Raw genomic sequence first — 25,182 nt, forward strand, 5'->3', positions numbered from 1 at the left:
AGCCAATGCGAATAAACGGAGGCTAGAACGATGGGAGTTCAAGAATCCCGATAACTCGTCAGGTTCACTCGTGAGGGTGGAGAACACGCTGGCGCCCCTGGTCAGGCACGACTGAGCCTGCAGGAGGAGCAGCGGGGCGGCGGGGAACATGCGAGGTATCCCACAAGATCGCGTAATCGACCTTGGGGAGGATGCCCTCGGCGGACAGGGCGAGCAGGGTGCTGGACTGGACTCCGGCGCCCAGGGACAGGGCGCGGAACTGGGGCTGTTCGGTGATGGTCGGTCCTGAAGGGTGAGAGGTCTAGGGGGCTGCTTCAGCGCGCCGGCGGCACGGGCGCGTCGGTGGGCCGGGGCTGTTCTGGGGGAGCGGGCAGGAGCCCGTCGAGCAGGTCGGCGGCGGAGGCGGCGAACTGCTGTGGTGTGGGGCGCAGGAGCACGGGCGGCGACGTCGTGGCGTCGCGTCGGCGGCGCTCGTTCTCGACGGCGCGCGCCAGAGCTGCGGTCAGTTCCGCGCTCGCGTCCTGGGCGGCCTTGGCCGTGCGTGCCAGATGGTCGAGGCGAAGCAGGTGCGCCTGGTCGCGTGGCTGCTCCCGCTCCAGATCGAGGAAGAGCCGGAGCGCGGCGGCGGCGAGCGCCTGTGCCTCGGTGATCCGGGCTATCAGCACCTGTACGCCGTCGACAGGGGTGCGGCGCAGGCGCTGCTGAAGCGCGGTTGCGTCGGCCGCGAGTTGGTCGAGTGCCGCGTGGAGGCTCGCGGACTCAGGCATGGTGGGCCGTGCCGATCCGGGGCTTCAGGGCCTGGGCGAACGCGGCGGTCACGGCGGCGGCCGGAACGGGATCCGGCAGTAGGGCCCGGACGATCGGGGTGCCGATGACGACGGCGTCGACCAGGGGCGCCACGCGGGCGGCGAGGTCGGGGCTGGAGATGCCCACCCCCGAGACCACGGGCAGCGCACTCGCCGCGCGCAGTCGCTCGGTGAAGGCTTCGAGGGCTGTCAGGTCGAGGGGGCCCTGAAAGCCGGTGACGCCGCTGCTCGCGGGTGCGTAGAGCCAGCCGGACGCACTCTCGACCGCGGCGGGAAGGTCGGTGTCCGCAGTGGCGCGCGGGACGAGGTGCGGTGCGCTCAGGCCGGCGTGGTGGGCAGCGCGATGCCAGCGGAGCGCTTCTTCGAGGGGCAGGTCGACGACCATGATCCCCGCAGCGCCCGCGTCGGCCATGAGGCGAGCCAGACGCTCTGGGCCGTGGCGGCGTACGGCGTCCCAGTACGTCATGACTACCGTCGGCCGCAGCGACGCGGCGTGCGCGACGGCGCGGGCGGTGCGGTCCAGGACGTTGCCCTTGGCCAGGGTGCGCTGGTAGGCGGACCGGATGAGGCGTCCGTCGAGGACCGGGTTCGCACAGGGCAGGCCGATCTCGAACAGGTCGGCCCCGGCCTGGGCGAGGTGGTCGAGCTGGCGGCGCTGGACGTCCGGCTCATGGACACCACCCGGGATGAACACCCCCAATGCACAGGAGGGTTGGGTCAGGCGGGTATGGAGGTGAGTGGAGGTTGCCAGGGCGGGTCCTTCGCAGAGTGGGGGTTGGGCCTGTCATCGGCGACGGCCGGCCGGTGAGGTGGCTGGTGCGGCGACGGTGCTCGGCACGGCCCGGGGAGCAGTCGGCTTCGGCGGCGACGTGCGGGTCGGCGCATCGTCGGCAAAGGCGGGATGGACGGCGTCAAGGCCGTCGGCGAGGTCACGGGTACGGTCGGTGGCGTCGCGCAGCCACTGCCATGCGGAGTCGGGGAGGCGGCGCCAGTGGGCGTGGTTGCGCGCCCATTCGAGGATCTCGGCGGCGTTGCGCAGTTGTTCGGCAAGCTGCTGCAGCACCGCGGCCTGCTGTTCGGGATCAGCGGTGGTGTGCGCGGCTTGCAGCAGTGCGCCGAGGTCGGCAGGCAGCGGCTCGTCGTCCATGGGCAGCCCATAGAGCTGTGCGTGCAGGGCCTGGGCGTAGACGGTCACGGGGCCGCCGCGGGAGCGGTAGCCGTGCTGGGCTGCGGCCTGGCGCCGGACGGCGAAGTTGACGGTCACGTCGCGGGGTGCGGCGCCGGGGATCTGGTCGGCGAGGGCACGGGCGAAATCGTGCACGGTGGGGGTGTCGGAGGACGTGGCGCTCTCCTCGAAGGACGGGGTCGGGTCAGCGGGCGCGGGCGGCGACAGCTGCGGGCCGGGGAGCGGCGGGAGACGTCGTACGCAGGGCGGCGGGCCGGGGGTGTGCGAAGGAGGTTGCGAGGCCACGGCGTCCGGCAGGGCTCAGGTGCACGCGCTCGTCCACGAGCCACAGTTGGCAGTCCTCGCGCGTGATCAGGTCGCGGTTCTCCAGAGCGCGGATGGTGCTGATGCTGAAGCGGACGCCCTCGCGGCGGTGGTAGGGCCTGCCGTCGCTGATGGTCACGTCCCCGCGGGCGATGGCGTGCAGGGTGCCGTGCTGGGTGCGAGACAGCGCAGGCGGCTGGTGCTCGGGCAGGTAGCCGTAGTGGCGGCGTTCGGCAACGTATTGCTCGGCGGACGCGACGGCGTCGAAGGCTCCCAGGGCGGTGAGTTCGGAGACGAGGGTGAAGCGCCGTCCGATCTCTCCGCGCGCGTCCTGCAAGCTGGGGACGGCCAGGAAGCCGTCGCCGAGCTCCATGGGCAGTCCTGCCTGGGCGTGGATGAGGATGTCCTCGGCGTCGATGAGGTGGTCGGCAGCGTCCGTGGCCAGATGGGCGAGCTGACGGATCCGGGCGTACACGGCGCGGATGACGGGGCTGTGGTACATCGACTCCTTGTTGAGCGCGGTGACGATGTCGAGGGCCGAGTTGGCCAGGGCTTGGGCGCTGGCCGTCTGGGTGTTCAGGATGTCGGCGGGCCGGTTCCCGTTGACCGCATGTCGCAGGTGCAGGTCGTGGAAGCGTGTGAAGTCGGCAGCCAGACAGAGGAGTTGCTCGGCCGGTTCAAGGGGAATGGTCTTCTCGGGCAGGGGTGGCTCCGGGGCAGGGGGTTCAGCGGCGGCGCGGCCGGGTGCTGCCGAGCTGCGCGAGGGCGTGATCGACGTGAGGGTTGATCGCGGCTCCGCGGACCGGGGTGATCAGGTTGCTGTGCTCGGAGCGGGTGCTGAGCGGCACGTCGGCGAAGGCGCGTTCCACCGCCGTGGGTGTGGCCAGGTGGGCGAAGAAGTTCCGCACGAGTGCGTCGGGGGCGTCGCGGGTGAAGGTGGCCAGCGGCTGCTTCTCGAAGAAGGCGTGCCAGGCCCGCCAGGTGATGTCCTCATCGGGCGTGTGCAGGAGCTGGCAGCACCAGTCGGGTGAGGTCAGGGCGCTGGCTTCGGCGGACCAGTCGTTGTGCGCCGCGAGCTGTTCCAGGGGCATCTCTGTGATCGGGATGCGCTCGGCGTGACGGGTGTCGCCGAGCAGCTGGGGCAGAGTCTGGGTGACGGCGGCGACGGCCTCCAGAGGCGTCTGCCGGCTGAACTGCACTTCCCAGTACGGTTCGTGGTGCGTGATTGTCCACCACTGTCCCAGGGGGTGGATGGGGTCGAAATCGACGAACATGCTGCCGTCAGGGCTGTCGATCTTGACGTGTCCGGTGGCGGGGTCGTGCTGCGGGGTCCAGCCGAAGAGATGGATCAGCGGGCCGATCGCGTCGGCGAGCCGGTCACCGGCGCCGGCCATATACCGCGGGGAGACCATGACCCGGTCATCGGGCCCGTACGCGCTCACCGGCGGGCTCCGTGGGCGACCGCGGTCTTGGGCGGGGTGGCGGCTGCGGTACGCAGTGCCGCTCGGGGGCGTGGCCGGGTCAGCGCCTGCCGACCTTGCTCGGTGACGGAGATCTTCTGCCCTCCCGCCCACAGGGAGGTGCTGGTGTCAGGGCTGACGAGTCCGCGCTTTTCCAGGGCCCGATAGGTGGCGATGGAGACGCGGGTGCCGTCGTTGGTGGCGACGCGGGTTACGCCCAGTCCGCGAGTGGCGCTCTCGTACAGGTGACCTCCGCCGTTCAGGGCGGTGAGGGCGTCGTGCTGGGCCGCTGTCAGCTCGGGGTCCGTCGTCTGCTGTTGCTGTGCGGCTGCCACCTTGTTCTCGTGCGTGGTGGTCAGGTCCTCGGTGATGCCGTGGGCGAGGTAGTGGCAGCCGATGGCGCACAGGTCGAGCTGGTGGACGGCATCGTCGAGGTGGCCGTTCATCTTCGGGATGGCCTCCGCGTGACGGACGGTGCGCACGGCCTCGTCGTCGGCCGGGTAGCCGGCGAACTGGGCGCCCTCGTAGGGGTTGGCGAGCACCACGTGGGCCAGGTCGGTGCCGGCGAGCGATGAGGAGGACACGACCGAGGCCATCAGCTCCAGGCCGGCCCGGCTGCCGGCGACGGATGTGTACGTGCTGTTGTCGAGCGCGGTCAGGCGCACCAGGGCGGTGGCCGTGAGGTCCTGCGCCCGCAGGAGCAGGGGGCGGACGTGGCGCAGCGCGTCCGTGCCGGGTGTGTAGGAGATGTCGCGTACGCGGCCCTTGAGGGATTCGAAGTCATCTGCCAACTGCCGTAGCTGGACAACTTGTTCGTTCAGGTCGGGTGGAGGCGCAGGGATGGGGAGGCTCCTGTGGTTCAGCGGCTTCGGGCGGTGGTCTGCGTGGCGGCGGGCAGCGGGCGGGGCGCGGTGCCGGGCGCGGTGCGCGGCCCAGCGGAGGGCGCGTCGATGGCGGAGGCGAGGGCGGTGATGCCGGCCGAGGTGAGGCGTACGCGGTCCAGGGGCGGGCCGCCGACGTAGGCGGCGCGTGCCGTGCCCGGTGTCCTCTCGGCCAGTGCTTTCGACTCCAGGGCGCGCAGGGTGCTCATCAGTACTTTGGGCTCGCGGGAGCGGGTGAACTCGCGCCCCAGGGAGTTGCTGGCCGTGACGTGTCCGCGGGCGATCTCGGCCAGGGCGGTGCGGTGCGCGGCGCTGAGCTGACCGCCGGGTGCTGGCGAGCGCCGCCGTCTGGTCTCGCAGGCCAGTGTCACGGCGCTGGTGACGGCGGCTTCCGGAGCCAGCGCGGTCAGTTCCCGGGCGGCGCGGGTGTTCAGGTCGATCGAGGCGTCGGCGAGGACGATGAGCTGCCTCAGCCGCGCGATGACCTCGATCAAATCGTCGCTCTCGTAGAGCCGTTCGCTTTGGATGACCTTGATGGCGGCCCCGGTGGCGGAGACCAGACGGTGCGCCGAGGTGGCGTAGGTGTCCGGCAGCGGTGCGCTTGCGGCAGGCAGGAGCAGGTCGAGTGCGTCGTTGTGCTGGGTGTACTGGTCGGCCAGCTGGAGCAGCCGCTCGACGGGTGTCGGCGGGGGCGCCACCTCGAACAGCAGGGCCTCAGCGGGCGAATCGATCATGCGCGAGACCTGTGGGCGGGAGCGGGGACGGAGGATGACGCCGGCGTGACGCCGGGCTTCGAGACCTGAGCGGACGGGGCCTGCGGGGCCGGTGCGTTGGATTCGAGGACCGCGGCGACGTCGGCGATGTGCCGGGTGCAGGCAAGCGCCTGCTGGTTGCTCGCCTGGTGGGTGATGGCCCGCAGGGTGACGTCAGGGTCGCTGTTGCCGCATTCGAGGCAGCAGCGATGGTCGGGGTTCCAGTCGTCGGGAACGTCGTAGATCAGTGGCATAGAGGGGTCCAGGGGGCTCGGACGGTGAGCGGAGGGAGGCGGAGCGGGGCCGGCTCGGGCGGGAGGCGGCTTTACGCTGCGGGACCGAAGTCGGACTGCTTTGGGGTGGCCTTGGCGATGGCGCGGGCGGTGATGCCCTTGGAGGCGCGGGCGGAGGCGGCGGAGAGTTCGGCGGCCCCGGGCTCGAGATACCAGGGGCGCAGGTCGAGCATGGCGGCGCGCATGCCGGTGGCGAATGCGAGCGCGGTGCCCTTGGGCAGTGCACGGATGGCATCGGCGGCCAGGATGCGTTCCTGGCGCATGGACACGGAGGTGGACTTGCCGGACTCCGAGCTGGAGGTGGAGGTCGTCTCGACGTCGTGGTCGCCGATCAGGCGGGAGAGCTTGTCGGCGAAGTCGGGGTCGTCGATGCCCGAGCCGATGACCTTGATCGTGGAGGCGGACCACATGGCGTCCATGCCCGCGTCGCCCCAGACTTTCTGGCCCTGCCGGTAGGACTGGAGGATGGTGATCGGGATGATGCCGCGCGAGCCCAGGTGGGAGTACAGGTCGGGCAGGTCGCTGATCTTGCAGACGTTGGCGGCCTCGTCGAGGATCGCCAGCATCGGCGGGTCCAGGCGCCCGCCTGCCCGTTCGGCCTGCGCGGTCGCGGACCGCATCACCGAGTCCGCGCACGCGGCGATCAACGCGGAGGCACCGCCGCCGCCGTCCTTCGACAGCAGGTAGAGCGTGTCCTGCGAGGTGACGAACACGGACGGCTGGAATTCCGGTACGTCCTTCTGCGGGGTCACCCAGGCGGCGATCTCAGTGTTGAGCAGGGCGGCGGCGTACTGGCGGGCCGTCTCGTAGATGCCGTCGCGGGTTTCCGGCGGTCCCTCGACGGTGCCCTTGAGCTGGGCGGCGACCGCGGCGAACTTGTGGTCGCGCAAGATGTCGAGCGGGGTGCGGTCGGCGGGGAAGGCGAGCCACGCCATCACGTCGGTGATCGGCCGCTCGTCGAGGGCTGCGGCCAGGAACAGCTGCGACAGGATGTTGCTGCCGGCCTTCGACCAGAAGTCGCCCTGCTGTGAGGCGTCGACACTGGCGGCGAGGAAGTGGCCGGCGAGCCTTCCGGCGCCGTCGAGGGTCTTGGCGTCGGCCAGCGGGTTCCACCACATGCCTCGTTCGGCGTGGGCGATCTGCTGCGGGTCCATCGACCAGGTCCGGCCGACGGCCGCGCGTGCGTCGAGGGTCGCCGTGTAGGCGTCGCCCGCGGCTTTGTTGGAGGTGAGCAGGACCGGGCCGGGCGCGTTGAGGATCGAGGGGATCGCCAGACTGGTGGTCTTGCCGGAGCGGGGCGCCATGATCGCGACGGCGACGTCCTCGTACCCCATGCGTACTTCGTGCTTCGTGCCCTGGAGGTTGCCGAGGAGGATGCCGGTGTCCTTCGCCTCGATGTGCTTGGCGTCCTTCAGGCTCGGACGCAGGGAACGTGCCTTGTCGGTGATGGCCTTGGACATCAACGGCTCGATGTCCCTCTGTTTGGCCATGCCGGCGACGCGCTTCTTGCGCCCGCCGCCGCGGTGCCGCTGGTAGAGCACGGCGGCGGTGACGGCGAGGGCGACGAGCACGGTGCCGGGGAGGATGCGTGTGCCGAGCAGCAGGGACGTTTCGCCCAGGTCCGGCCATAGCTGGTCGGGGTGCAGCAGGGCCTGCACGGGCTGGTACGGGGCGCTGGCGCCGATGCCGGTGGCCCAGGACGTGAGGTTGCCGCCGAGCCAGGCGAGATTGGACAGAGGGACGGCGACGGCGAGGGCGCCACCCAGGATGCGGAAGGCTATGTCGTAGCCGTCGTTGGACGCGGAGTTGGACTGGGGCAAGGGCTGTTCCAGATACGAGAGAGGAAGGGGGCCGGCCGCGACGGGCCGGTCAGCGCGTGCGGCCTGGCGCAGGTCCGAGTGGCGGCGCAGCAACGCCGGTCACGCGGCGGTGCCGCTCGGCGAGGGCGCTGATGCGTCGCTCCAGTGCGAAGGCGACGTCCGTCGCGGGGACATGGCGGGTGTCGACGGTCATGCGGTCGCGGGCCCAGCCCGGGATGCGGCCAGGGTGGCGCCTGATGGGCGCGGGGTCGGAGAGTGCCTGCGTCACGGCGGCGATCAGGTGCAGGGGCGTGGTGCCGGTGAACACGGCCCGCCAGATCGTCGGGTCTCGGATGACGGCCGTCTCGATGTGCCACAGGTCGCTGCCGGGGTTTCCGACCCGCTCAACGCGCGTGATGCCGTCGGGGTCTGCGAGCCCACCGAAATGACGGGGCGGCTGCCATCCGGCGTCCTGCAACGCCGTAAAGGGATCGATCGCCGTCGGGGGCGGCCCGGACGGGTCGGTCAGTGCGTCGGTGAACGCGGCGATGATCTCAACGGGGGTGCGGCTCTGGAAGGTGGCCGCCCAGGCGGGATGATCTGCGGTACGCGCCTGGCGGATGGTCCACCAGTCCGGATCATCCGGATCGTCGGGAGCCAGATGCAGCTGCGTGAGCTGGTCCGGGCTGGTGAGCAGGACGCGAGGTGTGAGCGGTTCATGTCCGTGGCTCCAGCCGGCGACCCGGTGCAGCGGCTGGGTGATCCAGTCGGGATCGCCCATCCCCGCGAGGGAGCGCGGGGCGATGAACGCCTGCTCGACCATCTCGCTCACGGCCGTCACCGCCGGACCCTGGACGGTGTGGCGGCGGCCTTGTGCGCGGGTGCCGTCGTGGGCAGGGCCGTCGCGGCTGCGGTCGCCTGCCGCTGCGCGAGGGCGTTGACGGCGAAGATCACCTGGCCGTGGATGGCCCACTGGTCGAGGTGGGACCAGGCTTCCGCGTAGCTTTCGGCGAGCGGTTCCTCGTACGCCCTCGTACCGGGGCGTGCGCTCTCGGGCAGCGCGGCGCGTACCGCGAGCCAGTCGTCGTATACCGCGTAGAGGCGCTGTGTGGCCTCTCGCAGTTCTCGGACCTGCCAGGCGTAGCGCCGTGTCCGGTCGGTGGGCGACAGTCCGGCGAGCTGCCGTTCTGCGACATCGACGAGTTCGTCCGCGTGGTAGTACACCCGGCCGAACGCGGACAGGGTGTCGGCGTCGCGTTTCTGCTGGCGGCGGCCGTAGGCGTCCTCGTCGTGGGGCTGGAACGTCTCGGGGTCGGAGTGCCGGTCGGAGTAGTGGTCCCAGGCGGCGAGGATCTGCCGGCTGTGCCGCAGATAGATGGCGAGCTGACTGAGATAGAGCCGGTGGGCCGGGCTGGCCGGCCCGAGTGAAGTGGTCAAAGAGGGCCTTTGGACGTGCAGTTCTAAGGGAGGCGGGGTACGGAGCGGCCCAAGCCGCTCCGTACGGTCAGCGGCTGCGGGTCGCGGGCGTGGCCGACTCCGAGGCGGGGCCGTTCGGCGGCTGGGCGGTGGGCGCGGCGCTGCGGCGGGCCTTGCGGGCGGCGGCCCGGCTGGCCTTCAGCCGGGCTTCGTGGGCGGCGGCAAGCTGCTCACCCTGGGCGCCGCTTTCCACCTGGGCGACGAGGTGGGAGTGCGGGACGGCGTAGTGGCCGCGCGCGACGGGCGCGGGGTCGACGAGGGCGGTGGCGAATCCGGCGAGCAGGTGGCGCGGGGTGCGGTCGTCGAAGTGCGCGTGCCACAGCATGTGGTGGCCGCCCAGGCCAGTGGGCAGGGCGACTTCGGCCTTCCAGCTGAAGTAGTCACTGGTCAGCGTCGCTGACCGTTCCATGGTGGTGATGCCGTCCGGATGGCGGGCGTATTCGTTGCCGCGCTCGTCGCGCTCGTGCGTCCAGCCCGCCGCATGCAGCGTCGGCCAGATGTCCGGTTCTGCCTTGGGCGCGGTCCGCAGGAGCGCGTCGGTGAATCCGGCGAGGACCTCGGCGGGCGTGTTGCCGCCGAAGGACGCGTACCAGCGCTGCGACGAGATCCGCCACCAGGCGCCGCTGGTGTCCGGGGTCGGCTCGAGGACGAGCGTGTGCTGGAAGTCGGGACTGGCCAGCACGACGTGGGGAAGGTCAGGCTCACCGAAGTTCTTCCAGCCGCCGGCCCGCAATGCCTGGGTCACGTGACGCGGGTCACCGGGCCCGGCGAGGTGGCGAGGCGTGGTGTCGTACCAGATCGTCGACCAGGGTTCGTTGGCCTTGCTGACGATGTACGGGCGCGTCACGGCGCCGGCGCACCTGCGGGCCCGAACGCGTGGCTGTTCAGGCGCAGCACGTCCCAGTGCAGGACATGCCAGCCGGTGGCCTCCTGCGCGGCTTCCCGGAGCCCGGCGACGATCAGGCGGATCTCGTTGCTGTCGGCCTTCGTCACCTGGGCGACGAGGTGTGCGGCACTACGAAGAATGTCGCCGAGCAGGATGGGTACGCCGGTGTCCTGGTCGAGGAGGACGGCGAGCAGCGGCAGCACGTCGGCTACGGACGGATCGGTGTGCAGGTACTTCTGGACCTGGGCCAGGGCGGCGGTCGCCTGCGCGACGTCGTCGGCGCTGGGGGTGGAGGGGGTGGGCATCAGTGTCCTTGGACTAGGGAGAAGTGAGGTCTACGGGCGCCGGGTCAGCGGTGGCGCTTGTGGCGAGCCGGTCCGGGTGGTGGAGATGAGGGCGAGGGCGTGCCGGTGCCGGTGCGCTGCGCGGCTTCGAGGCGCCGCCGATGCTGCAGGCGGTGCTGTTCCGGCGTGACGGGGCTGCGCCGGGAATCGAGGAAGCCGAAGGTGTGCTGCGGCGTCTGCCCCTCCGAGCGCAGGAGCGGGGCGGGATCAGTGAGCGCGTTGATGAACCCGGCGAGGGCCGCGGGCGGGGCGGCTTCGTCGATGGAGGCGTTCCATATCCACCGGTGGCGCCCCTCGGCGAGCGGGACGGAGACCTGAACTGCCCAGCGCCATAGCGGTGTTTCGGCGAGCGAGGACTCGCGGGAGAGGTAGGCGGTCTCGTCCGGGGACAGCGCGGCACGCTCCCTGCCGACCAGCCGCATGGTCCACCCGCGGCTGGCCGCGAGGCGCCACAGCTCTGCCTCCTCGGGCCGGGGCCCGGTGCTGTTCAGCGCATCGGTGAAGCCCGCAATGATCTCCACCGGGGTGTGGAGGCCGAACTGGGCCGACCACGCGCGGCCCTGGGCCGCCGCCGGGTGGACGCGCCAGGACGCCCTGAACTCTTCCTCCTCGGGTTCCAGCGTCAGGTGCAACCGGCCGTCGGGGCTTTCCAGCAGGACATGCGGATAGCCCGCAACCGAGTGGTTGCTCCAGCCGGACGCGAGCAGGTGCTCGGTCACGTGGCGGGGGTCGCCCCCGCCGGCCAGGTGCCGCGGTGCCACCTCGTCCAGCCAGCGGACGGTGTTGACGCGGTGCAGGGTGGGGCCGTTGACCCGCGAGTAGAAGCGTTCGTGGCTCACCGCATCCGCCCGGCCTTGGCGTACGGGCGGGCTCCGGGCGCTTGAGGACGTGCCTTGTTGGTGGCGAAGGCATTCTTGCCCCAGGCGGCGGCGCGGGCCGCGGTGATCCGGGCCTGCTGCCAGGCGCTGAGCTGGTGGGGCAGCACGGACACGGAGGTGGTGCGGATTCGCTGCGAGGGCGGGACGCGACCGAGAGGCCGCATCACCGGCTGCGGATCGGCGAGCGCGGTGCTGAACGCCTGCACCAGGTGCATCGGCGTGGTCGGCGTGAGCGTCGCCTCCCACACCCGGCCGTGTTCGTTGCGGGCCCCGGCCCACCAGTGCGCCTGTCCGGGGGCGTCCTGGTGGAAGCGGACGACGGCGTCGCCGTCCGGGCTGCGCGCGGTGAAGTGCTGCTGTCCGCGTTCGGCCTCCCAGCCGTGCTGCTGCAGGGGCTCCCAGACGTTCGGGGCGTGTGCCAAGCGTGCGGTGAACAGGGCGTCGGTGAAACCGGCGACGATCTCGACGGGCGTCTGCCGGCTGAACGTGGCGTGCCATGCCTCTTGCGTCGCGGTCGGCTTGCCGCTGACCGTCCACCCGCCGGGCTGCGTAAAGGGGTCGTACCCGATCCGCACGCTCTTGTCGGGGCTGTCGAAGACGACCGGGCCGCCGGTCTTGGACTTGTCCTTCCAGCCCGAGGCGCGCAGGTACTCGGTGACGTGGCGCAGGTCGCCGCCGCCGGCTAGGTGGCGCGGTTCGACGAGGTAGTGCTGCTGCGGCTGCTGAGCGGTGGGGCCCCAGCCGGAGAACTGCTGGTTCTTCTTCACCGGCGCCGCCTCATGACCATCGCCGAGGCGGCGGGTGCCGCGTGGGGCCTGGCGGAGGTGACGGCGGGCGCGGCGAGCTTCTGGATGGCGCCGGTGTGCTCTTGGAGGTCGGTGCTGACGCTGTTGAGTTCGTTGGAAGCGCGCCCGAGGGCCAGCCAGACCTCGGGCGGCAGAAGACCGCGCTCGGAGTTGACCTTCGCGAACCGGGATCCGGTTTCGACGAGTCCGGTGACCTCGCCGAGCAGCCCGGTGTCGTAGTCCAGGATGTGGGCCAGGAGTTGGGCCGCCTCGTGCGGCGGCGCCAGCGCGAGGTGGTGGCGAAGCTGACCGAGCTGGGCGGTGATGGCCTCAGCCAGCTGTATGGACGGGAGGGGCGGGTTGGTCATGGGCCTCCTGAACAGGCTGGTCAGAGGTGCTAGTCGTGGTGGCGGAGGCGGTAGCTCTCGACAAGGAGGAGTGCGTCGCGGCGGCGGGCTTCGTCAAGGGCGGCCTCGGGGCGTCCGCCGGCCAGCGGGATGGTGCGTTCTTGGCTGCCGAGGGTGACGGCGCGCAGGTAGCGGCGGAACAGGGCGGTGACCAGGCGGGGTTTGCGGCCGGATGTGATGGGCGGTGGTGTGCGGTCATGATCGTGAGTGACGGCAGGCTCCTGCGGGTGGATGGGCCAGCCCCGGTGAGCCGGGGCCGGCGGTGGTCGGCTGGTCAGCGCGTACGACGTGCGTGCGCGGCGAGTGGCGGTGGTGGCCGGTGTGCTGCCTGTTCGGCGAGCGCGGCGCGGTAGGCGGTGCCGCCGAAGAGACCGGCGTCGATGTCGACCCGGTATCCGGCGCGGGCCAGTAGAGGTACAGCCCGGTCGGCCATGGACTTCATGGCGATCTCGTCCGTCTCGTCCGGGATCTGATGCCAGACGTCGTCCTCGACCTGATGCCGGTCGAGGCCGAGGCCGTCAAGCAGAGTCAGCAGATGCTCGGGGGCAGCGGCGCGGGTGTCGACGTAGATCGTTCCGTCGCTGTGGTACACGGTGACGTCGACGTCGCGCTCGTCGGCGAGGGTCATCAGGCCGAGACACGCAGGTCGGCTAACGTGCGCAGGCGGGGCCGGGGCGCCGTGGTCGCGTAGAGCCACGGCAGCGTCCGTGTAGGCGGCGGCGTTCCAGACGTCGTCGGAGATGTGGACCAGGTACCCGGCTTTGTGCAGCCAGGGCACCGCATGGCTGGCGAGCCGGTTCTTCGCGTCTTCGTCGAGGTGGGCGGGTGCTTCGTGCCATACGTAGGTGGGGCCGGCGGTGGTCAGCGTGCGGCGGGTGAAGCCGAGGGTGTCGAGAAGGGCGAGCAGCGGTTCGGGCGCTCCGGTTGGGGTGTCGGCGTGCACGGTGTCGCTGAGGGCTTTGCGGTAGAGCGTGACATCGGTGCCGTCATCGTCGGCACGGTTTCCCACGGGTGGTTGCTCCTGGGGAGGTAGGGGGTTATCGCCGTCGGGCCGAAGGCGCGGCCGAGGCGGTGGACGGCACGGCCGCCGGGGTGGTGCCCGGGGCGGGACGGGCCGACGGGTGGCCGAGGGACGTGCTGATGCCTAGCTGGGACAGGCGGTTGCCGACGGCGCGTGCGGAGGCGGCCTGTCGGGCGGTGTCGTCGCCCGGCAGGGCGAGGACTCCTCGGTCGGCGTCGAGGACGAAGCCGTGGTCGGTGAGCACCTGGGTGACGTCGGCACGCTCGGGCTTGTCGACCACCAGTGCACCCTCCGACCAGGTCAGGACCAGGCGCTGTGCGTCGGATGACGTTGGCGTGAGCTGCTCGGCGTTGGCGAAGACGTGGTGCACGGCGACGTAGTAGCGGGGCAGGAGGTCGACGGTGACGGCCTCGGCTGCGCTGAACGGGTCGGCCTCCACGGTGATTCCGTCGGGCTCGCGTACGCCCCGGAATGCCTCAGCCGGTACGTCGTGGGGGGCAATCGCGGCGATGAGGTAGCCCTCGCCGTCGCCGAGCGGGTCGGTGACGAACAGGCGTGTTCCGTCATGCCGTTGCAGTACCGCGCAGTGGTCCAGGGGGTGCCTGGCCAGGGCTTCGGCGATGTCGTTCATGTCCCACACGTGGTCCGTGAGGATGTCGCGGACATCGAGACTGCCGAGGTCGGGGTGGTACGTGCTGGTCCAGGCGCCGGGAAGTTCGCCGGCGAGGACGGTGGCGAAGGAGGCGAGGCTGGTGTCGGGGATGGGGTCGTGCATGGGCTCCTCGAAAGGGGACGGGGTGCGGGTCAGCGCCTCGGGTGTGCCGGTGCGGGGGCGGTTGGCACGGCGACGGGAGTGGAGGACAGACGCGGTGGCGGGCAGGCGCAGACGGCAGAGGCTTCGCGTTCGTGCGGTCCGACCTCGGTGGTGCACGCGCGGCGCTGGGGATGCTCCTGGTGCCGGTCGGCGAGGTCGTTGCGGGTGTGAGCCAGGTCGGACCACAGGACGCCGAGCCGGTGTTCGGCGAGGTACTGCAACCGCTTCGCGGTGTGCGGATCCGCTGGCTGGCCGAGGTCCTGGCAGAAGGCGGCGGTGGCCGCGAGCACCTCGCCGATGGCGATGAGGACGCCGTCGTGGGAGGCAGTCAGTTCGGTCAGGACGTCGGCGACCTCGTCGCTGGTGGCGGCGTCGCGGATCCGCTCGGCGAGGTGAGCGACCTGGGCGCCGAGTGGTAGGTAGTGCGGCTCGCGGGTCGTGGTGTCGAAGTCGGCATCCGTGTCGACCGTGTAGTTGACGGCGCGCAGCCGGGCCACGGCGCGGGTGGCGAGACGTTTCTCCTCTGCTTCGTCCAGGCCGACGGGCAGGCGGTGATAGGTCTCGTGGATGCGGGCGACGGGGACGAAGCCGGTGCGCTGGAGGATGCTGTGGGCTTCGGGATCGCCGCCGCGGGCGAGGACTTCTCCGGAGTGCACATCGCGCCCCAGGATCAGGGATCGATCGGCGAGGGCCATGAGGGAGGTTCTTTCTGACGGTCAGCGGACATGCCGGCTGGTGCCGGGTGCGGCGGGCAGCCCAATCACACGAGTCGAAGGCGGCGTTGGCGTCGTGGCGGAGGTACGGCCGTTGGCCGGCAGGGAGCCAGCCATGGCGTCAAGGTCTTGTTGGATGCCGTACAGGCGGCGGGCGATCAGCTCCAGCTGATGTGCACTGCCGGGACCGTGCGCGCCGGGTAGGCGGTCGAGTCGCTGTGCGGTGTGCTCGACGAGGCCGCGCACGGTGGACAGCGGCCCGGTGCGCTCGTCGGCGAGTTGCCGCAGCAAGCCGGCGAGTTGGGTCGTGACGTCTATGGCATTGGCCTGCAGTGTGGAGCGTCCGGCAAACCGGGCCTGCTGGACGGCCTGCTGCGGATCAGGGCCGGTGCGGGGCGCGATGAGGCCCAGCTCGGCCTCGATACGCCGGCTCTCGATGGATATCTTCTCGAACAGCCGTCGCTGCTGCGTCCAGGTCCCGTCGGCGCGGATGAGGTTGGCGATCAGATGAAGGCGTCCGGGCTGCGCCTGAACGGCGATCCACCGGCAGCCGTATTCGTCGCCGGGGTGGTGGATACCTGTGGCGCGGGCGATCCGGTGGGCGATCTCGGCCCACTCCGGGAGGGTGAGGTCGCGATCGTCGGGATGCAGGCGCGCGGACGCCTGCCAGATGGCCCGACGGTCGCCCTGCTCGTCGGCCGCGTGGCGGTGCTGCCAGGACGGATGGTTCAGATGCTGGGCCCAATCGACAGAAGTCCAGACCCGGTCCTCGTCGTCGAGGAAGTAGGCATCCAGCCCTGGCCAGTGGGCGACCACCGTGTGGTCGGTCAGCCCTTCTTGGCGGCTGACGGGTCGGCCCAGCGCCTCGGCGACCGCATCGTTGGGGTCGATGCCGCGCTCGTGAATACGAATGATCATGAAGGAGTGAAGTTCCGTGTTGCGCGGACGTGCTGGGCAAGTTCGTGGGCGGTGGCGATGAGGGTGTACTCCCGGACCAAGTCGGCGTGGACGGCCGGATCGCCGGGCGGCAGCAGCTCCAGGGCGTGGCCGATTGCCGTGAGGGCCTCGGGGTAGTGGCCCAGGCTGCGCCGGGCGGAGGCCATGCGGAACAGGGCGACCGGATCCGTCAGCCCGCCCTCGGGGAGCAGCCCCACTAGGGCCAGCATCAAGGACGCCCGGCCGGGCAGCAGGTTGCCCAGCCACAGACCGTGCAGCAGGACGTGCACGGTCTTGGAGTGAGCGTCGGAGGCAACGAGCACGCGGTCCATGACGGCCAGGCCGTCCGGCTTTGATTGCCCCAGTCGTGAGAAGGCGTACAGCGCCTCGCTGTAGGGATCCGCGTTGAGCACGCTCACCGGCACCTTGCACATCAGCGATTCGATGGTGTGGCAGCGGAAGTCGTAGCGCAGCGTGCTGAGGTAGAGGTGCCGGTACGTCTGCCAGATCAGCGGGTCGGTGCTGGAGTCGGTTACCTGCTCCTCGGTGAGCAGACCGAGCGCGCTGTTCTTGACCGCGCGCGCCCGCCAGGCGACGTCGGCGCACACCGCGGCCGACTCCTGCCAGGTCGCGTTCGCCTCGCGCAGGGCCCGGGCCAGAAGCTGCGGCCATTCGCTGCCCGTGATCGCCTCGATGGCGGCCGACGCCGCACCGGCCAGGGCCTCGGCGCGCTCGGTCTTGGATGCCTGGGTCACTGGCCGCCTCGGGCGTCGGCGACATGGACCACCTGGTTGAGGTGGGTGAGCGAGTACCAGCCGCAATCGACGTCCTCCTCGGCGCCGGCCAGGCGCGGGACGAGATAGCTGCGCAGCGCCTGCTGGTAGATGAGGCAGTCCGGGCACCGGGCGGACAGGTGCACGAGGTAGCGCGGGTGTGCGGTGATGTACGTGCGCTCGCCGCCGGCCGGGTCGTACAGGCGCCAGCCGTCCTCGTCGGTCGCGGTGTGCCAGGACGGGGTGACGACCTTGTACGCGTCGCCCCACAGTTCGCTGCCGGAGGTGCCCTTGAGGATGACGACCTGGTCACCGGGACGGAAGTGGGCGTGGGTGATGTCCCGGTCGGGGGTGACGATGTCACCGGGGGCCTGCGGATGGCGGGATGCGGGCACAGCGGGGTTCCTTCCACGAGGTACGCGAGGAGGCGGTGGGAGGAACAAGGATCCGGACGATCCCCGGTTTCGGTAACCGGGGATCGTCGGGTATACGACCCCGCGTTCTACCGGAACGGGTTCTCCGTCCCGGTGTCCTTGGACGTGGCTGCGTCCAGGAGTTCGGGCAGGTCAGGGCCCTCGGCGTCCCGCTGGTCGATCCACCAGCTGGCGCGGTCGAGGGTGCGGATCTTGTCTTCCAGGACGGCCCAGTCGGCCTCGTCCCAGGTGCCCTCGCTCACCAGCGCGCTGTACGCGGCGGTGACCAGCTGGTGACGGGAGCGCTCGCCCCAGTCCAGGGCCCGCTCGGGTCCTTCGAGCGGCGGCATGTCGAACTGCTCGGCCCACTCGCGGGCGGCCTGCTGCTCCTCGGCGCGCTTGGCGGCGAGCCAGGCTTCCTTGGATTCCGTGTCGGAGTCGCGGGCGGCCTTCCAGCAGTCGGTGCAGTCGCGGCCTTCGAGCCAGCGCGCGTATCCGGCGCGTCGGTCGGCGGGGCGGTTGGACAGGTTGTGCGTCACTTCGTGTCCACAGCTGTGGATGATCTTCCAGGTCGTGCGTACTGCCACGTGATTGATCCTGCTTTCTGTCTTTTGTCTTGTCTCAGCGGGTCCTGCGGATGGCGTCTGTGGCCGCCGTGGCGATGGCGGCGGGAGCGCTGGAGGGCTGGGGCAGGTGCAGCAAGGTGGTCCCCGGCAAGTGGCGGGACTTCGCGGTGAGGGTGAGCTGGAGCACGGCGCAGCCGGCGGTCGTGAGCTGCTTGACGCGGGTGACCGCTTGAGCGGTCTCGTCGGGGGTGTAGACGGCGTCAGTGACGATCACGAGGAGGCGCCCGGCGCCCGGACGGCTGAGTTCGAGGCCGTGGTCGAGCGCGTCCAGGGCATCGGCGAGGTTGTGGCTGCTGCCGTTGGCGCCGAACGTAGTCACGCGCTCCGGCGCCCGGTGGGTGGGTCGGGTAAGTGCGGTCAGATGCGTGTCGTAGGCGATGGTGGCGGTGCGGGAGTCGGGGTCGGTCAGGGCTGCAGCGCGTGCCACGATCCAGGCGGCGGACGCGACGGGCGCGCAGGCAGCACGCATGGAGCCGGAGACGTCAACGGCAATACCCACGCGCAACGGTGGGGTGGCGGAGTTACGGCGGCGGGTGTGGGTGAACGGCTCCGCGGTGGGCACTGACCCGGCCGCGCGCTGAGCGTCGCGGGCCAGAGCTGCGCGCATGTTGAGGCGGCCTGGCGGCGTGGGGCTGGTGGTCCGCTCCTCGGTCCGCTCGCGGTAGGCGGCGGCACGCAGGGCGCGGCTCAGGCGAGCTGCGGCGCTCTTCTCGGCGGCGGTGGGCCTGCGGGTGCCGGTGACCGGGTTGCTGTAGGGCGCCGGTGTGCCGTCGGGGGTGACGGTGGCGCCGCCGGAGTTGAAGACGGAACTCGCGGTGGCGGCGGCCTGGCGGCGCCGACTGGCCTGCTGGGCACGGTCGTTGGCCTGTGCCCTTGACCGGTCGGCCAGGGCGTTGGTCGCTGCGGCCTGTGCCGCGAGGTCGGCGGCGTCAGTGGCTGCCGCGCTATCCATGACGACCCCCACGGCGCCGGACAGCAGATCGGTGAGGTTCTCCGGCACGGGCAGGGCGGGGGCCGCGGTGTCCAGAGCGTCGCACCATGCTTGACCGTGCGCGAGCATCGTCGGGGCGTCGTGGTCGGCGCACTGGTGCGCTGCACTCCAGATGCGGGTGAGGGTGGTCAGCAGCTCTGCGCCCAGCACCGTCTTGCACAGATCGGCGACGGCCCGGGTCTCGCCGGCGTCCAGGATGCCGACGTCACGGCGGCCGAGGATCAGGGCCGCCACGCCGGCGGCGTGCTCGATGCCCTGGAGGGTGGGGTGGGCGATGTCGGGCATGACCAGGGTTCGGGCGCTGGTGCGCAGGTACGTGCGGTCGGTGGGCCGCGTGATCAGGTGTGCGCCTTCGACGCGGCTCTCCTCCAGCAGGAGCGCGGCCTCGACGACACGCGGGTTCGCTCCGGCCGGCGCTGTCCAGACGGAGTGGGCCGCGTGCGCGGCCTCGTGGACGAACACGCCCCAGGCGGCCGGGTACCGCTCCTCGTCGCCCATGATCCGCGGATGGATCTCGTGGGGCTTCAGCGGGGCGAACAGGCTGGCGTCGATTTCGACCTCGCCCAGCGTGGGGAAGTACGCGGCCGGCGCGCCGCTGCGCGTGCCGGGGCGGCAGGTGACGAGGAGGTCCTGGCGGCCGGAGAGGGCGACCAGCCGGTCGCCGAGCTCGGCTCCCACGCGCAGCCACGCGTGAGGGGAGGAACGGGGTTGCGCGGGCGGGGCGCCGTCGTCGTCCCAGCGCGCGAGGTCGGGGTCGTCGTCCTGCGTGGACTGGACGTGTTGGTGGACGCTCACCGCGAGCGGCCCCGGTGTGCGGAGCCGGTGCTTGAGGGCTGCCGGAGGGCCGAGGCGGGCAGCTGCTTGCCAAGGGTGAGGGGTGCGATCTTCTTGACGCCGACGGCCTTGATGACGGCGTCGGCGACGGCGTCGCGATCCTCTTCAGGGGCGATGCCGACCAGGTTCGCGAGCGCGGCGTTGGTGCCGAGGACGGCCTCGGTCCTCTGGTAGCTGAGCAGCTCTCGCAGTTGGGGGGCCCAGCCCAGCTCGCCGAGTTCGACTTGGCGGGACAGGTGTCGGGCGACCCGGACCACCCGGGCATCTATCCTCAGCGCCAGGGCGAGGTCATAGTCCGTGCCGACCTGGATCTGCACGCTGAAACGACTCGACAGCGCCTCCGTCAACACCGCCCCGTGCACGCCCGGATTGTGGCCCGCCACCACATAGAAGCCCGGCTCGGCCTTGATGGTCTCGCCCTTGTGGGCCTTGACCTGGATCTGCCGGCGCCCGTCCATCGCGGGGTACAGCGCGGCCAGCACCTTCGGAGAGATCAAGGTGGCATCGTCGATCAGCAGGGCGCGGCCCTCGGTCATCGCGGTGACCAGAGGCCCGTACTGGAATTCGTAGCCTCCGCTGTCGGCCTGTGTGTATTCGCCGATCAGGTCGCCGACCGTGGTGTCGCCGTCCCCGGCCACGGTGAGCAGGTCCGGGAACGCCGCCTCAACCAGACTGGTCTTGCCGGTACCAGGAGGGCCGTAGAGCAGCACCGGCACGTCGGCGTCACGCAGCCGGTTCAGCGCCTCGACGTCGGGCAGATCGGCCAGCTCGCGGGGGTGGTAGAGCTGGCCGCCCGCGCGGCGGATCGGGCCGGTCTGGCGGGGCGTGGTTGCTGCGGTGAAGGTCGTGCGGGCCTTAGCCGCCTGGGCGCGGGGAGCGTGGGTGCCCGGCGGGCTGATCACAGCGGCCTGCGCGGCAGCGGCGGTTTTTGCGTTCGCGCGGAACTCTGGCTGTCCGGTTCCGCTTTGGTCGGCCTCGCCGCGTCGCACCAGGGTCAGGGCGGCGTTGCGGACGGCGCCGTGGGAGTGGCCCAGCTGCCTGGCCATGTCCCCGATGGTGAGCGTGTCCGCCGGCCTGTCGGCCAGCAGCCGGGCGACCTTGGCCCGTAGTTCGCCGCCTTTGGTGCGCGCTGAACTCTTGCGCGTTCCGGGTGTGGTCAAAACGGAGCCTCTTCAACAGGTACGGGTGCGTGTGGGGTTGGCGATGCTCTGGAGAGGTCGGCGGCTCTCGGAGCGGATCACGGACTGTGCCGACATCGGCGACCGGACCCACCTGGTCGTACCGTCGCTCACCGGCAGGCCGAGGGATCGGCACAGGTGCACGGGGTTGCCGGCGACGAGTAGCTCGCTGGCTGCCGAGCAGGCCCGTGCGTCCGCTCCGTACCGGGTTCCGTCGCTCCGCAGGCGCAGTCGGGCGTCTCCTCGAAGCCGTCCTGGAGCAGGATCCGCCGGGCGGCGGCGTTGTAGCCGGTGGTGGTGATCTCGCCGGTGATGGCGTGACGGATCGGAATGAACGGCTCTGCGGGTGCGTCGGGCAAGGCGGATCTCCTATAGGTGGTGAGGGATACGGGCAGGTCTGGGCGGATGGAGCGTGGTGGCTCAGGACCGCGCGCCATGGGCTGACGTGCGCCGATGCCTGCCCCGGCGGCGGGCAGGGCCGGGGACGGCCAGACGGCGGCGGGCGCCAAGCAACACCGCTAGGCAGGCGAAGGCTCCGCCGGCCGGGAGCGCTGCGGCGTACGGATGCGCGGAGAGCACGCCCGCGAGCGCGGTGCCCGCGGCCTGACCGGTGCCCACCGCGGCGATCAGCCAGGCGTATGCCTCGGTGCGGGTGCCGGCGGGCGCGAGCGCATCCACCGTCAGGAACGCGCTGGTGATCAGCGCGGTGAGGAAGAGGCCCGGCAGCGCCGTGAGCATGATCGCGGAGTGCGGCCCGGGGCCCACGCAGAGCGGCGCCCACGCGAGAGCGAACAGCACTGCCCAGGTGCGGAGTTGACTATGTAGAGGGCCGGGCCAGTTGCGCCGGCCGTACAGGACGCCGCCGACGAGGCTGCCGACGGACAGCGCGGCGGGGATCACCCCGGACAGCAGGGCCATGCCGTGCCGTTCGGCCATGGCCACGGCCCACACGTTCATCGCTCCCAGCGCGAAGCCGACGCCGCAGACGGCGAGGAACAGCAACCGCAGCCCGCCGTGCTGCAGGGGCCCGAGGAACCCGCCCGCACGTCCACCTTCGGGATGCCACTGCCGGGAGGGCGCGGCGCTGAGCACCGCGCTCGCCCCGAGCAGCCCGAGTACCGCGGTGACCGTCATGGCGGCGCCGGGCCCCTGGAGGGTGGACAGCGTGGCGACCAGCGGAGGTCCGGCGACGTAGATCAGACCCTGGGCTCCTGTGTCGAGCGCGAGGGCGGCCCGGCGCCGCTCCGGATCCGGCAGCACCGCGGCCCACAGGGCGCGCAGATTCGCCTCCAACGGCGGCGTGCTCAGCCCTGCCAGGACGACCAATCCGGCCGCGAGCCCCGGGGCGGCGTCGGCGTCGGCGTACGCCAGCAGCAGGAGGCAGACCGTGGTCGCCAGGACGGCTGCCGTGGTGACAACGGTCTGGCCGCGCCGGTCAACCATGCGCCCCAGGGCCGGCTGCCCGATGGCGCTCGCGAGTCCGTACAGCGCACACAGCAGTCCCCCGGTCGTGAGCGATCCACCCTGTTCCGCGATCAGCAGGAGGATCGCGACGGGGACCATGCCGTTGGGCAGGCGGCCGATCAGCGTGCCCAGCAACAGCCGGGCGACGTGCCGCTCGGCAAGCAACGGCCGGGAAGTGGGGCGGTCCTGCGGGCGGCTGGTACGGGAGTTCAAAGCGGAGGTGCTTTCGGTGATCGTCTGGCGGGGACGAGAGGCGTGGGGCCTTCGTGTGGAGACGGCAGGTCAGCGCCGTTGCCGCCGCGGCGTGCCGGCGGGTGCGGGTTGTGCGGTCATGGCGGTCTTCGTGCGGCGGGGCGCCGATGGCGCGGACGCGGCGGGCGGGACGGCGCGCAAGTCGGGGTCGAGGTCGACGCTGTAGCGGGCGGCGGCGAGCATCTCGGCGGCCCACGTGGCGTGCTCGTTCTCCCAGGTGCGGCCCAGGTCGAACGGCAGCCGGATCCAGACGCCGCGCAGCTGCGGGTAGGTGTCGAATCCGGCGCGCTTAAGGACGCTCGCGGCGAAGTGGTCGACCGGGCCCTCGACGTCGACTTCGCCGCCCTGGCCGCGGGTGATGCGGATCGGTATCTCGCTCATCGGCTCCGCCCCTTCGCGGCCCTCTGGGCTTGGCCGCCGATGGGCACGGCGCCGGGCTGGGGCAGGTACTCGGGGAGGGTGGTGGTCGGGGCGCCGCGGTGTTGCGGGGAGCGGGTGGAGGCGGCCTGCGCGATGCGGTTGCGGCGCTCCATCAGCCCGTTGCGTACGGCCGGCCGGGGCGGTGAGGCGCTGCGGCCGGGGTCGAGGCTGTAGTCGGCGTGGACCTCGTAGCCGTGGCGGCGCAGGTCGTGGACGGCCTGGCGGGTGCGGCGGATGCCGTCCTGCTCGGGGTTGGTGAGCCGGTATAGGCCCGGGGTCTCGGGGACGGGCTCGAACTGTTCGCGGACGAGGAACCAGTCCGCGAGGTGTGCGGGGATGTTCGCGGTGACGGCGGCCACGAAGCCGTGGTCGGGGTGGGCGCCGATGCGGAAGTGGTCAGACAGTGGCGAATCCTTCTCTCGTGAGCGGTCAGCGGTGCACCGTCGGCGCCGGCGCGGCCGGGGGCGGCACGGGGCGGGAGGTGAGGGCACGCTGGCTGGAGGAGGCCAGAGCAGTCGGCCCGGCCGGTTTGGCCGCGCGGACCTGTCGCTCGAACGCCGCGCTGTCGGCGAGCCACGTCTCGATGGCCGGCCGCGCGGACAGGCCGAACTCGGCCCGCACATGGTGGTACTCGTGGGTCTGCAGCAGTCGACGAAGCTGATGCAGATCGTCGTTGAGGGTGGTGTACTCGCGCATGGCCGCTTCGCTGTCGGCGAGGGCGCTGCGCAGCCGGACGACTGCGGCCTGGTCACCTGGCCAGGGGCTGGACCCGGGGTCGCATCGGGCGATCAGATCAGGAGCTAGGTCGGCCACGGTGCGGAACTGGATCCAGGCGAGGTCGGTGAAGGAACGCTCCAGGGCGTCTGTGATCCGTCCGGTCAGCGGCACGCCATCGGCGTAGTGGCCGGACTCCTTCATCCCCTGAAGCCTCCGGTGCTCGCCCCGGATACGCTCCAGCGCCGCCAGAACAGTGTTCAGGTCCCGATGGTGCACGGCGTTTCGGTAAAGGGGCAGGAAGGTGCCGGCGATGAGGGCGGCTGCCCGGTCGGGTTCGGCAGGCAGCACCATGGTGCTCGGCGTGGTCGGATCCTCGAGAACGTCTTCCTTCTCGTGGTCGGTGAGCGCGCCGAGAAGGTAGCCGCTGGACTGACCGGGCCTCTCCACCAGCAGCAGCTCGGTGCCCTGGCCGTCCCTGAGGACGGAGGCGAAGGGCACGTTGTGGTTCTGCAGAGCGGCGTGAATCTCCCCGGCTTCCCAGAGCTGGCACCAGAGGTCGTCCTGCCACAGCGGAAGGCTGTAAATCTCCAGCTGGGCGCTCCAGTTGCCCGGTAGCTGGGCGGCGATCTCGGTCCCGACGTCGCCGAGGTAGCGGCGGGTGCTGGTGACGAGGGCGATCCCGTGTTCGTAGGCGTGGGCTGCCAGGGCGCTGGCGGCACGCCGGGCGGCCTTCGGGTCGGTGAGCGGGACCGCGTAGGCCCCGCCGGGCTGGCGGGTGAGACCGGCGGCTTCGATGGCCTGGTTGGCCTTCTGGTAGTTCTCGCCGACGGCGATCGCAACGAGGCCAAGGGTGGCGCTGGTGCTGAGGGCGATCTCGGTTGAGGGGGGTGTCATCAGGGTCCTGGTGGGTCGATCCTGCGAGCGAACTCGTCCGAACGGACGTGGCTCAGCGGGACTTCGGCGAGCGCTTGAACGGGTGGCCGCGCGCGGGTTCGGCGGATGAGGGGCGCGCAGAAGGGGATTGCGGCGTCGGAACGTGCTCGATGGTCACCAGAGGAAGGACGGCGTTGGGGAACGGGAAGGCCGTGGTGCGCAGAATGGGCCGCGGATCGAGCGTCTTGGTGACGACCGCGTGCATGAGGAAGTCGGGCGCCTGCTGCGTGAACGAGATGTCCCACAGGTGACCGAGGTCGTCCGGGGAGGCGGCCACGTGCCAGGCGATGGATGCGTCGCCATGGATCGCAGGAGCTGATGAGTCCGGTGGCCGGCCGATCACAGCGGCCTGCCCATCACGCGAGATGAAGCCGGACAGCCCGGAGGCGTCGAACGGGTTCCAGGCGTCGACGTCGACCAACAGCTCGAACGGGCCGGGTTCGACGCCGATTCCGTAGACGACGTGATCCGGATCGGCGGCCAGCTCGGCCGCCAGAGTGCCGACGAGCGTGGAGACGAATTCGATCGGCGCGGCGCCGCTGACGCTGGTCCGCCAACGCTCGGCGGCGTCCTCGTCACTGCGAGCCGAGACCACAAGGTGGGCGCCTCGTCCCACGCTCTTCTGCTCGTGGCGGATGGTGACGCGCCGACAGGGGCTGGTGGCGGTGAACGAGGAGTTGTCGGTGTGCGCATCCCACCCTGCCTCCTCGGCGAACACGTCCAGGAATTCGCGGTGGGTGGCGGGGAGACTGGCGGCCAAGTAACGGGGAGAGATAAGGATCTTCTCCCGGGGACGGTCCTGGGCCGGGATATCAGGCATAGGTGCTTTCGGTGAGGGGCG

At 71.2% G+C, this 25,182-nt stretch carries 31 protein-coding genes; all 31 read right to left on the reverse strand.

Going from position 1 to position 25,182, the window contains the following annotated elements; genetic code table 11:
* Window positions 1-314 precede the first annotated feature (314 nt).
* The 31 genes from AB0P07_RS15010 to AB0P07_RS15160 all read right to left on the reverse strand — a co-directional run bounded on the left by AB0P07_RS15010 (window position 315) and on the right by AB0P07_RS15160 (window position 25,101).
* Entirely contained in the window at window positions 315-767 is a 453-nt protein-coding gene (locus AB0P07_RS15010) for a hypothetical protein (RefSeq protein WP_365550116.1), read from the reverse strand.
* Window positions 760-1,506: a tryptophan synthase subunit alpha gene (gene trpA, locus AB0P07_RS15015; protein ID WP_365550118.1), complete on the reverse strand. Its 747-nt coding sequence runs from the start codon at window positions 1,504-1,506 to the stop codon at window positions 760-762. The genes AB0P07_RS15010 and trpA overlap by 8 nt, the downstream gene beginning before the upstream one ends.
* A gap of 84 nt (window positions 1,507-1,590) precedes the next feature.
* Complete coding sequence (locus AB0P07_RS15020) at window positions 1,591-2,127, reverse strand: hypothetical protein (RefSeq protein WP_365550120.1); 537 nt, start codon at window positions 2,125-2,127, stop codon at window positions 1,591-1,593.
* 49 nt (window positions 2,128-2,176) lie between these two features.
* Window positions 2,177-2,797 carry a hypothetical protein gene (locus AB0P07_RS15025; protein ID WP_365550122.1) on the reverse strand — a complete coding sequence of 207 codons (621 nt, stop codon included), beginning with the start codon at window positions 2,795-2,797 and terminating at the stop codon, window positions 2,177-2,179.
* 223 nt (window positions 2,798-3,020) lie between these two features.
* A complete protein-coding gene (locus AB0P07_RS15030) occupies window positions 3,021-3,737 on the reverse strand; it encodes a DUF317 domain-containing protein (RefSeq protein ID WP_365550124.1) in 717 nt (238 codons plus the stop codon).
* On the reverse strand, window positions 3,734-4,546 hold the full coding sequence (locus AB0P07_RS15035; RefSeq protein ID WP_365550127.1) for a hypothetical protein: 813 nt from the start codon (window positions 4,544-4,546) through the stop codon (window positions 3,734-3,736). Before AB0P07_RS15035 ends, AB0P07_RS15030 begins: the two co-directional genes overlap by 4 nt.
* A 68-nt stretch (window positions 4,547-4,614) precedes the next feature.
* Window positions 4,615-5,370, reverse strand: coding sequence for a hypothetical protein (locus tag AB0P07_RS15040; RefSeq protein ID WP_365550129.1), 756 nt, complete (start codon window positions 5,368-5,370; stop codon window positions 4,615-4,617).
* Window positions 5,367-5,642, reverse strand: coding sequence for a hypothetical protein (locus AB0P07_RS15045; protein WP_365550132.1), 276 nt, complete (start codon window positions 5,640-5,642; stop codon window positions 5,367-5,369). Before AB0P07_RS15045 ends, AB0P07_RS15040 begins: the two co-directional genes overlap by 4 nt.
* Before the next feature lie 71 nt (window positions 5,643-5,713).
* On the reverse strand, window positions 5,714-7,501 hold the full coding sequence (locus AB0P07_RS15050) for a TraM recognition domain-containing protein (RefSeq protein WP_365550135.1): 1,788 nt from the start codon (window positions 7,499-7,501) through the stop codon (window positions 5,714-5,716).
* A 49-nt stretch (window positions 7,502-7,550) separates the two neighbouring features.
* Window positions 7,551-8,303 (reverse strand): DUF317 domain-containing protein, encoded by a 753-nt coding sequence (locus tag AB0P07_RS15055; RefSeq protein ID WP_365550137.1) that lies wholly within the window; start codon window positions 8,301-8,303, stop codon window positions 7,551-7,553.
* 14 nt (window positions 8,304-8,317) lie between these two features.
* Window positions 8,318-8,917, reverse strand: coding sequence for a hypothetical protein (locus AB0P07_RS15060; RefSeq protein ID WP_365550139.1), 600 nt, complete (start codon window positions 8,915-8,917; stop codon window positions 8,318-8,320).
* Window positions 8,918-8,984: 67 nt separating this feature from the next.
* Window positions 8,985-9,803: a DUF317 domain-containing protein gene (locus AB0P07_RS15065; protein ID WP_365550142.1), complete on the reverse strand. Its 819-nt coding sequence runs from the start codon at window positions 9,801-9,803 to the stop codon at window positions 8,985-8,987.
* On the reverse strand, window positions 9,800-10,147 hold the full coding sequence (locus tag AB0P07_RS15070) for a hypothetical protein (RefSeq protein WP_365550144.1): 348 nt from the start codon (window positions 10,145-10,147) through the stop codon (window positions 9,800-9,802). The genes AB0P07_RS15065 and AB0P07_RS15070 overlap by 4 nt, the downstream gene beginning before the upstream one ends.
* A gap of 44 nt (window positions 10,148-10,191) precedes the next feature.
* A complete protein-coding gene (locus AB0P07_RS15075) occupies window positions 10,192-11,025 on the reverse strand; it encodes a DUF317 domain-containing protein (protein WP_365550146.1) in 834 nt (277 codons plus the stop codon).
* A complete protein-coding gene (locus AB0P07_RS15080; RefSeq protein ID WP_365550149.1) occupies window positions 11,022-11,831 on the reverse strand; it encodes a DUF317 domain-containing protein in 810 nt (269 codons plus the stop codon). The genes AB0P07_RS15075 and AB0P07_RS15080 overlap by 4 nt, the downstream gene beginning before the upstream one ends.
* A complete protein-coding gene (locus tag AB0P07_RS15085) occupies window positions 11,828-12,217 on the reverse strand; it encodes a hypothetical protein (protein ID WP_365550152.1) in 390 nt (129 codons plus the stop codon). The genes AB0P07_RS15080 and AB0P07_RS15085 overlap by 4 nt, the downstream gene beginning before the upstream one ends.
* 313 nt (window positions 12,218-12,530) lie before the next feature.
* The gene (locus tag AB0P07_RS15090; protein ID WP_365550155.1) at window positions 12,531-13,265 is read right to left on the reverse strand and encodes a hypothetical protein; all 735 of its coding nucleotides are present in this window, start codon (window positions 13,263-13,265) and stop codon (window positions 12,531-12,533) included.
* Window positions 13,266-13,293: 28 nt separating this feature from the next.
* Window positions 13,294-14,052: a hypothetical protein gene (locus AB0P07_RS15095; protein ID WP_365550158.1), complete on the reverse strand. Its 759-nt coding sequence runs from the start codon at window positions 14,050-14,052 to the stop codon at window positions 13,294-13,296.
* A 29-nt stretch (window positions 14,053-14,081) separates the two neighbouring features.
* Complete coding sequence (locus AB0P07_RS15100; RefSeq protein ID WP_365550160.1) at window positions 14,082-14,786, reverse strand: hypothetical protein; 705 nt, start codon at window positions 14,784-14,786, stop codon at window positions 14,082-14,084.
* Between the two features lie 21 nt (window positions 14,787-14,807).
* Complete coding sequence (locus tag AB0P07_RS15105; protein WP_365550162.1) at window positions 14,808-15,722, reverse strand: hypothetical protein; 915 nt, start codon at window positions 15,720-15,722, stop codon at window positions 14,808-14,810.
* Window positions 15,719-16,495: a hypothetical protein gene (locus AB0P07_RS15110; protein WP_365550165.1), complete on the reverse strand. Its 777-nt coding sequence runs from the start codon at window positions 16,493-16,495 to the stop codon at window positions 15,719-15,721. The genes AB0P07_RS15105 and AB0P07_RS15110 overlap by 4 nt, the downstream gene beginning before the upstream one ends.
* Window positions 16,492-16,908, reverse strand: coding sequence for a hypothetical protein (locus AB0P07_RS15115; RefSeq protein WP_365550168.1), 417 nt, complete (start codon window positions 16,906-16,908; stop codon window positions 16,492-16,494). The genes AB0P07_RS15110 and AB0P07_RS15115 overlap by 4 nt, the downstream gene beginning before the upstream one ends.
* 107 nt (window positions 16,909-17,015) lie before the next feature.
* Window positions 17,016-17,465 carry a hypothetical protein gene (locus tag AB0P07_RS15120; RefSeq protein ID WP_365550340.1) on the reverse strand — a complete coding sequence of 150 codons (450 nt, stop codon included), beginning with the start codon at window positions 17,463-17,465 and terminating at the stop codon, window positions 17,016-17,018.
* Between the two features lie 82 nt (window positions 17,466-17,547).
* The gene (locus AB0P07_RS15125; RefSeq protein ID WP_365550171.1) at window positions 17,548-19,338 is read right to left on the reverse strand and encodes a hypothetical protein; all 1,791 of its coding nucleotides are present in this window, start codon (window positions 19,336-19,338) and stop codon (window positions 17,548-17,550) included.
* Window positions 19,335-20,537, reverse strand: coding sequence for an AAA family ATPase (locus AB0P07_RS15130; protein ID WP_365550174.1), 1,203 nt, complete (start codon window positions 20,535-20,537; stop codon window positions 19,335-19,337). Before AB0P07_RS15130 ends, AB0P07_RS15125 begins: the two co-directional genes overlap by 4 nt.
* Window positions 20,538-20,665: 128 nt before the next feature.
* Window positions 20,666-20,887 carry a hypothetical protein gene (locus tag AB0P07_RS15135; protein ID WP_365550343.1) on the reverse strand — a complete coding sequence of 74 codons (222 nt, stop codon included), beginning with the start codon at window positions 20,885-20,887 and terminating at the stop codon, window positions 20,666-20,668.
* An 88-nt stretch (window positions 20,888-20,975) separates the two neighbouring features.
* Window positions 20,976-22,232, reverse strand: coding sequence for an MFS transporter (locus AB0P07_RS15140; RefSeq protein WP_365550176.1), 1,257 nt, complete (start codon window positions 22,230-22,232; stop codon window positions 20,976-20,978).
* A gap of 69 nt (window positions 22,233-22,301) precedes the next feature.
* Complete coding sequence (locus AB0P07_RS15145; RefSeq protein ID WP_365550178.1) at window positions 22,302-22,652, reverse strand: hypothetical protein; 351 nt, start codon at window positions 22,650-22,652, stop codon at window positions 22,302-22,304.
* On the reverse strand, window positions 22,649-23,050 hold the full coding sequence (locus AB0P07_RS15150; RefSeq protein ID WP_365550180.1) for a hypothetical protein: 402 nt from the start codon (window positions 23,048-23,050) through the stop codon (window positions 22,649-22,651). Before AB0P07_RS15150 ends, AB0P07_RS15145 begins: the two co-directional genes overlap by 4 nt.
* 70 nt (window positions 23,051-23,120) lie before the next feature.
* Window positions 23,121-24,302, reverse strand: a complete 1,182-nt coding sequence (locus AB0P07_RS15155; protein WP_365550183.1) for a hypothetical protein — start codon at window positions 24,300-24,302, stop codon at window positions 23,121-23,123.
* 52 nt (window positions 24,303-24,354) lie between these two features.
* Window positions 24,355-25,101 (reverse strand): DUF317 domain-containing protein, encoded by a 747-nt coding sequence (locus AB0P07_RS15160; RefSeq protein ID WP_365550186.1) that lies wholly within the window; start codon window positions 25,099-25,101, stop codon window positions 24,355-24,357.
* Between the last annotated feature and the right edge of the window lie 81 nt (window positions 25,102-25,182).

The organism is Streptomyces sp. NPDC085944, from assembly GCF_040686295.1.
GTDB lineage: Bacteria > Actinomycetota > Actinomycetes > Streptomycetales > Streptomycetaceae > Streptomyces > Streptomyces salinarius.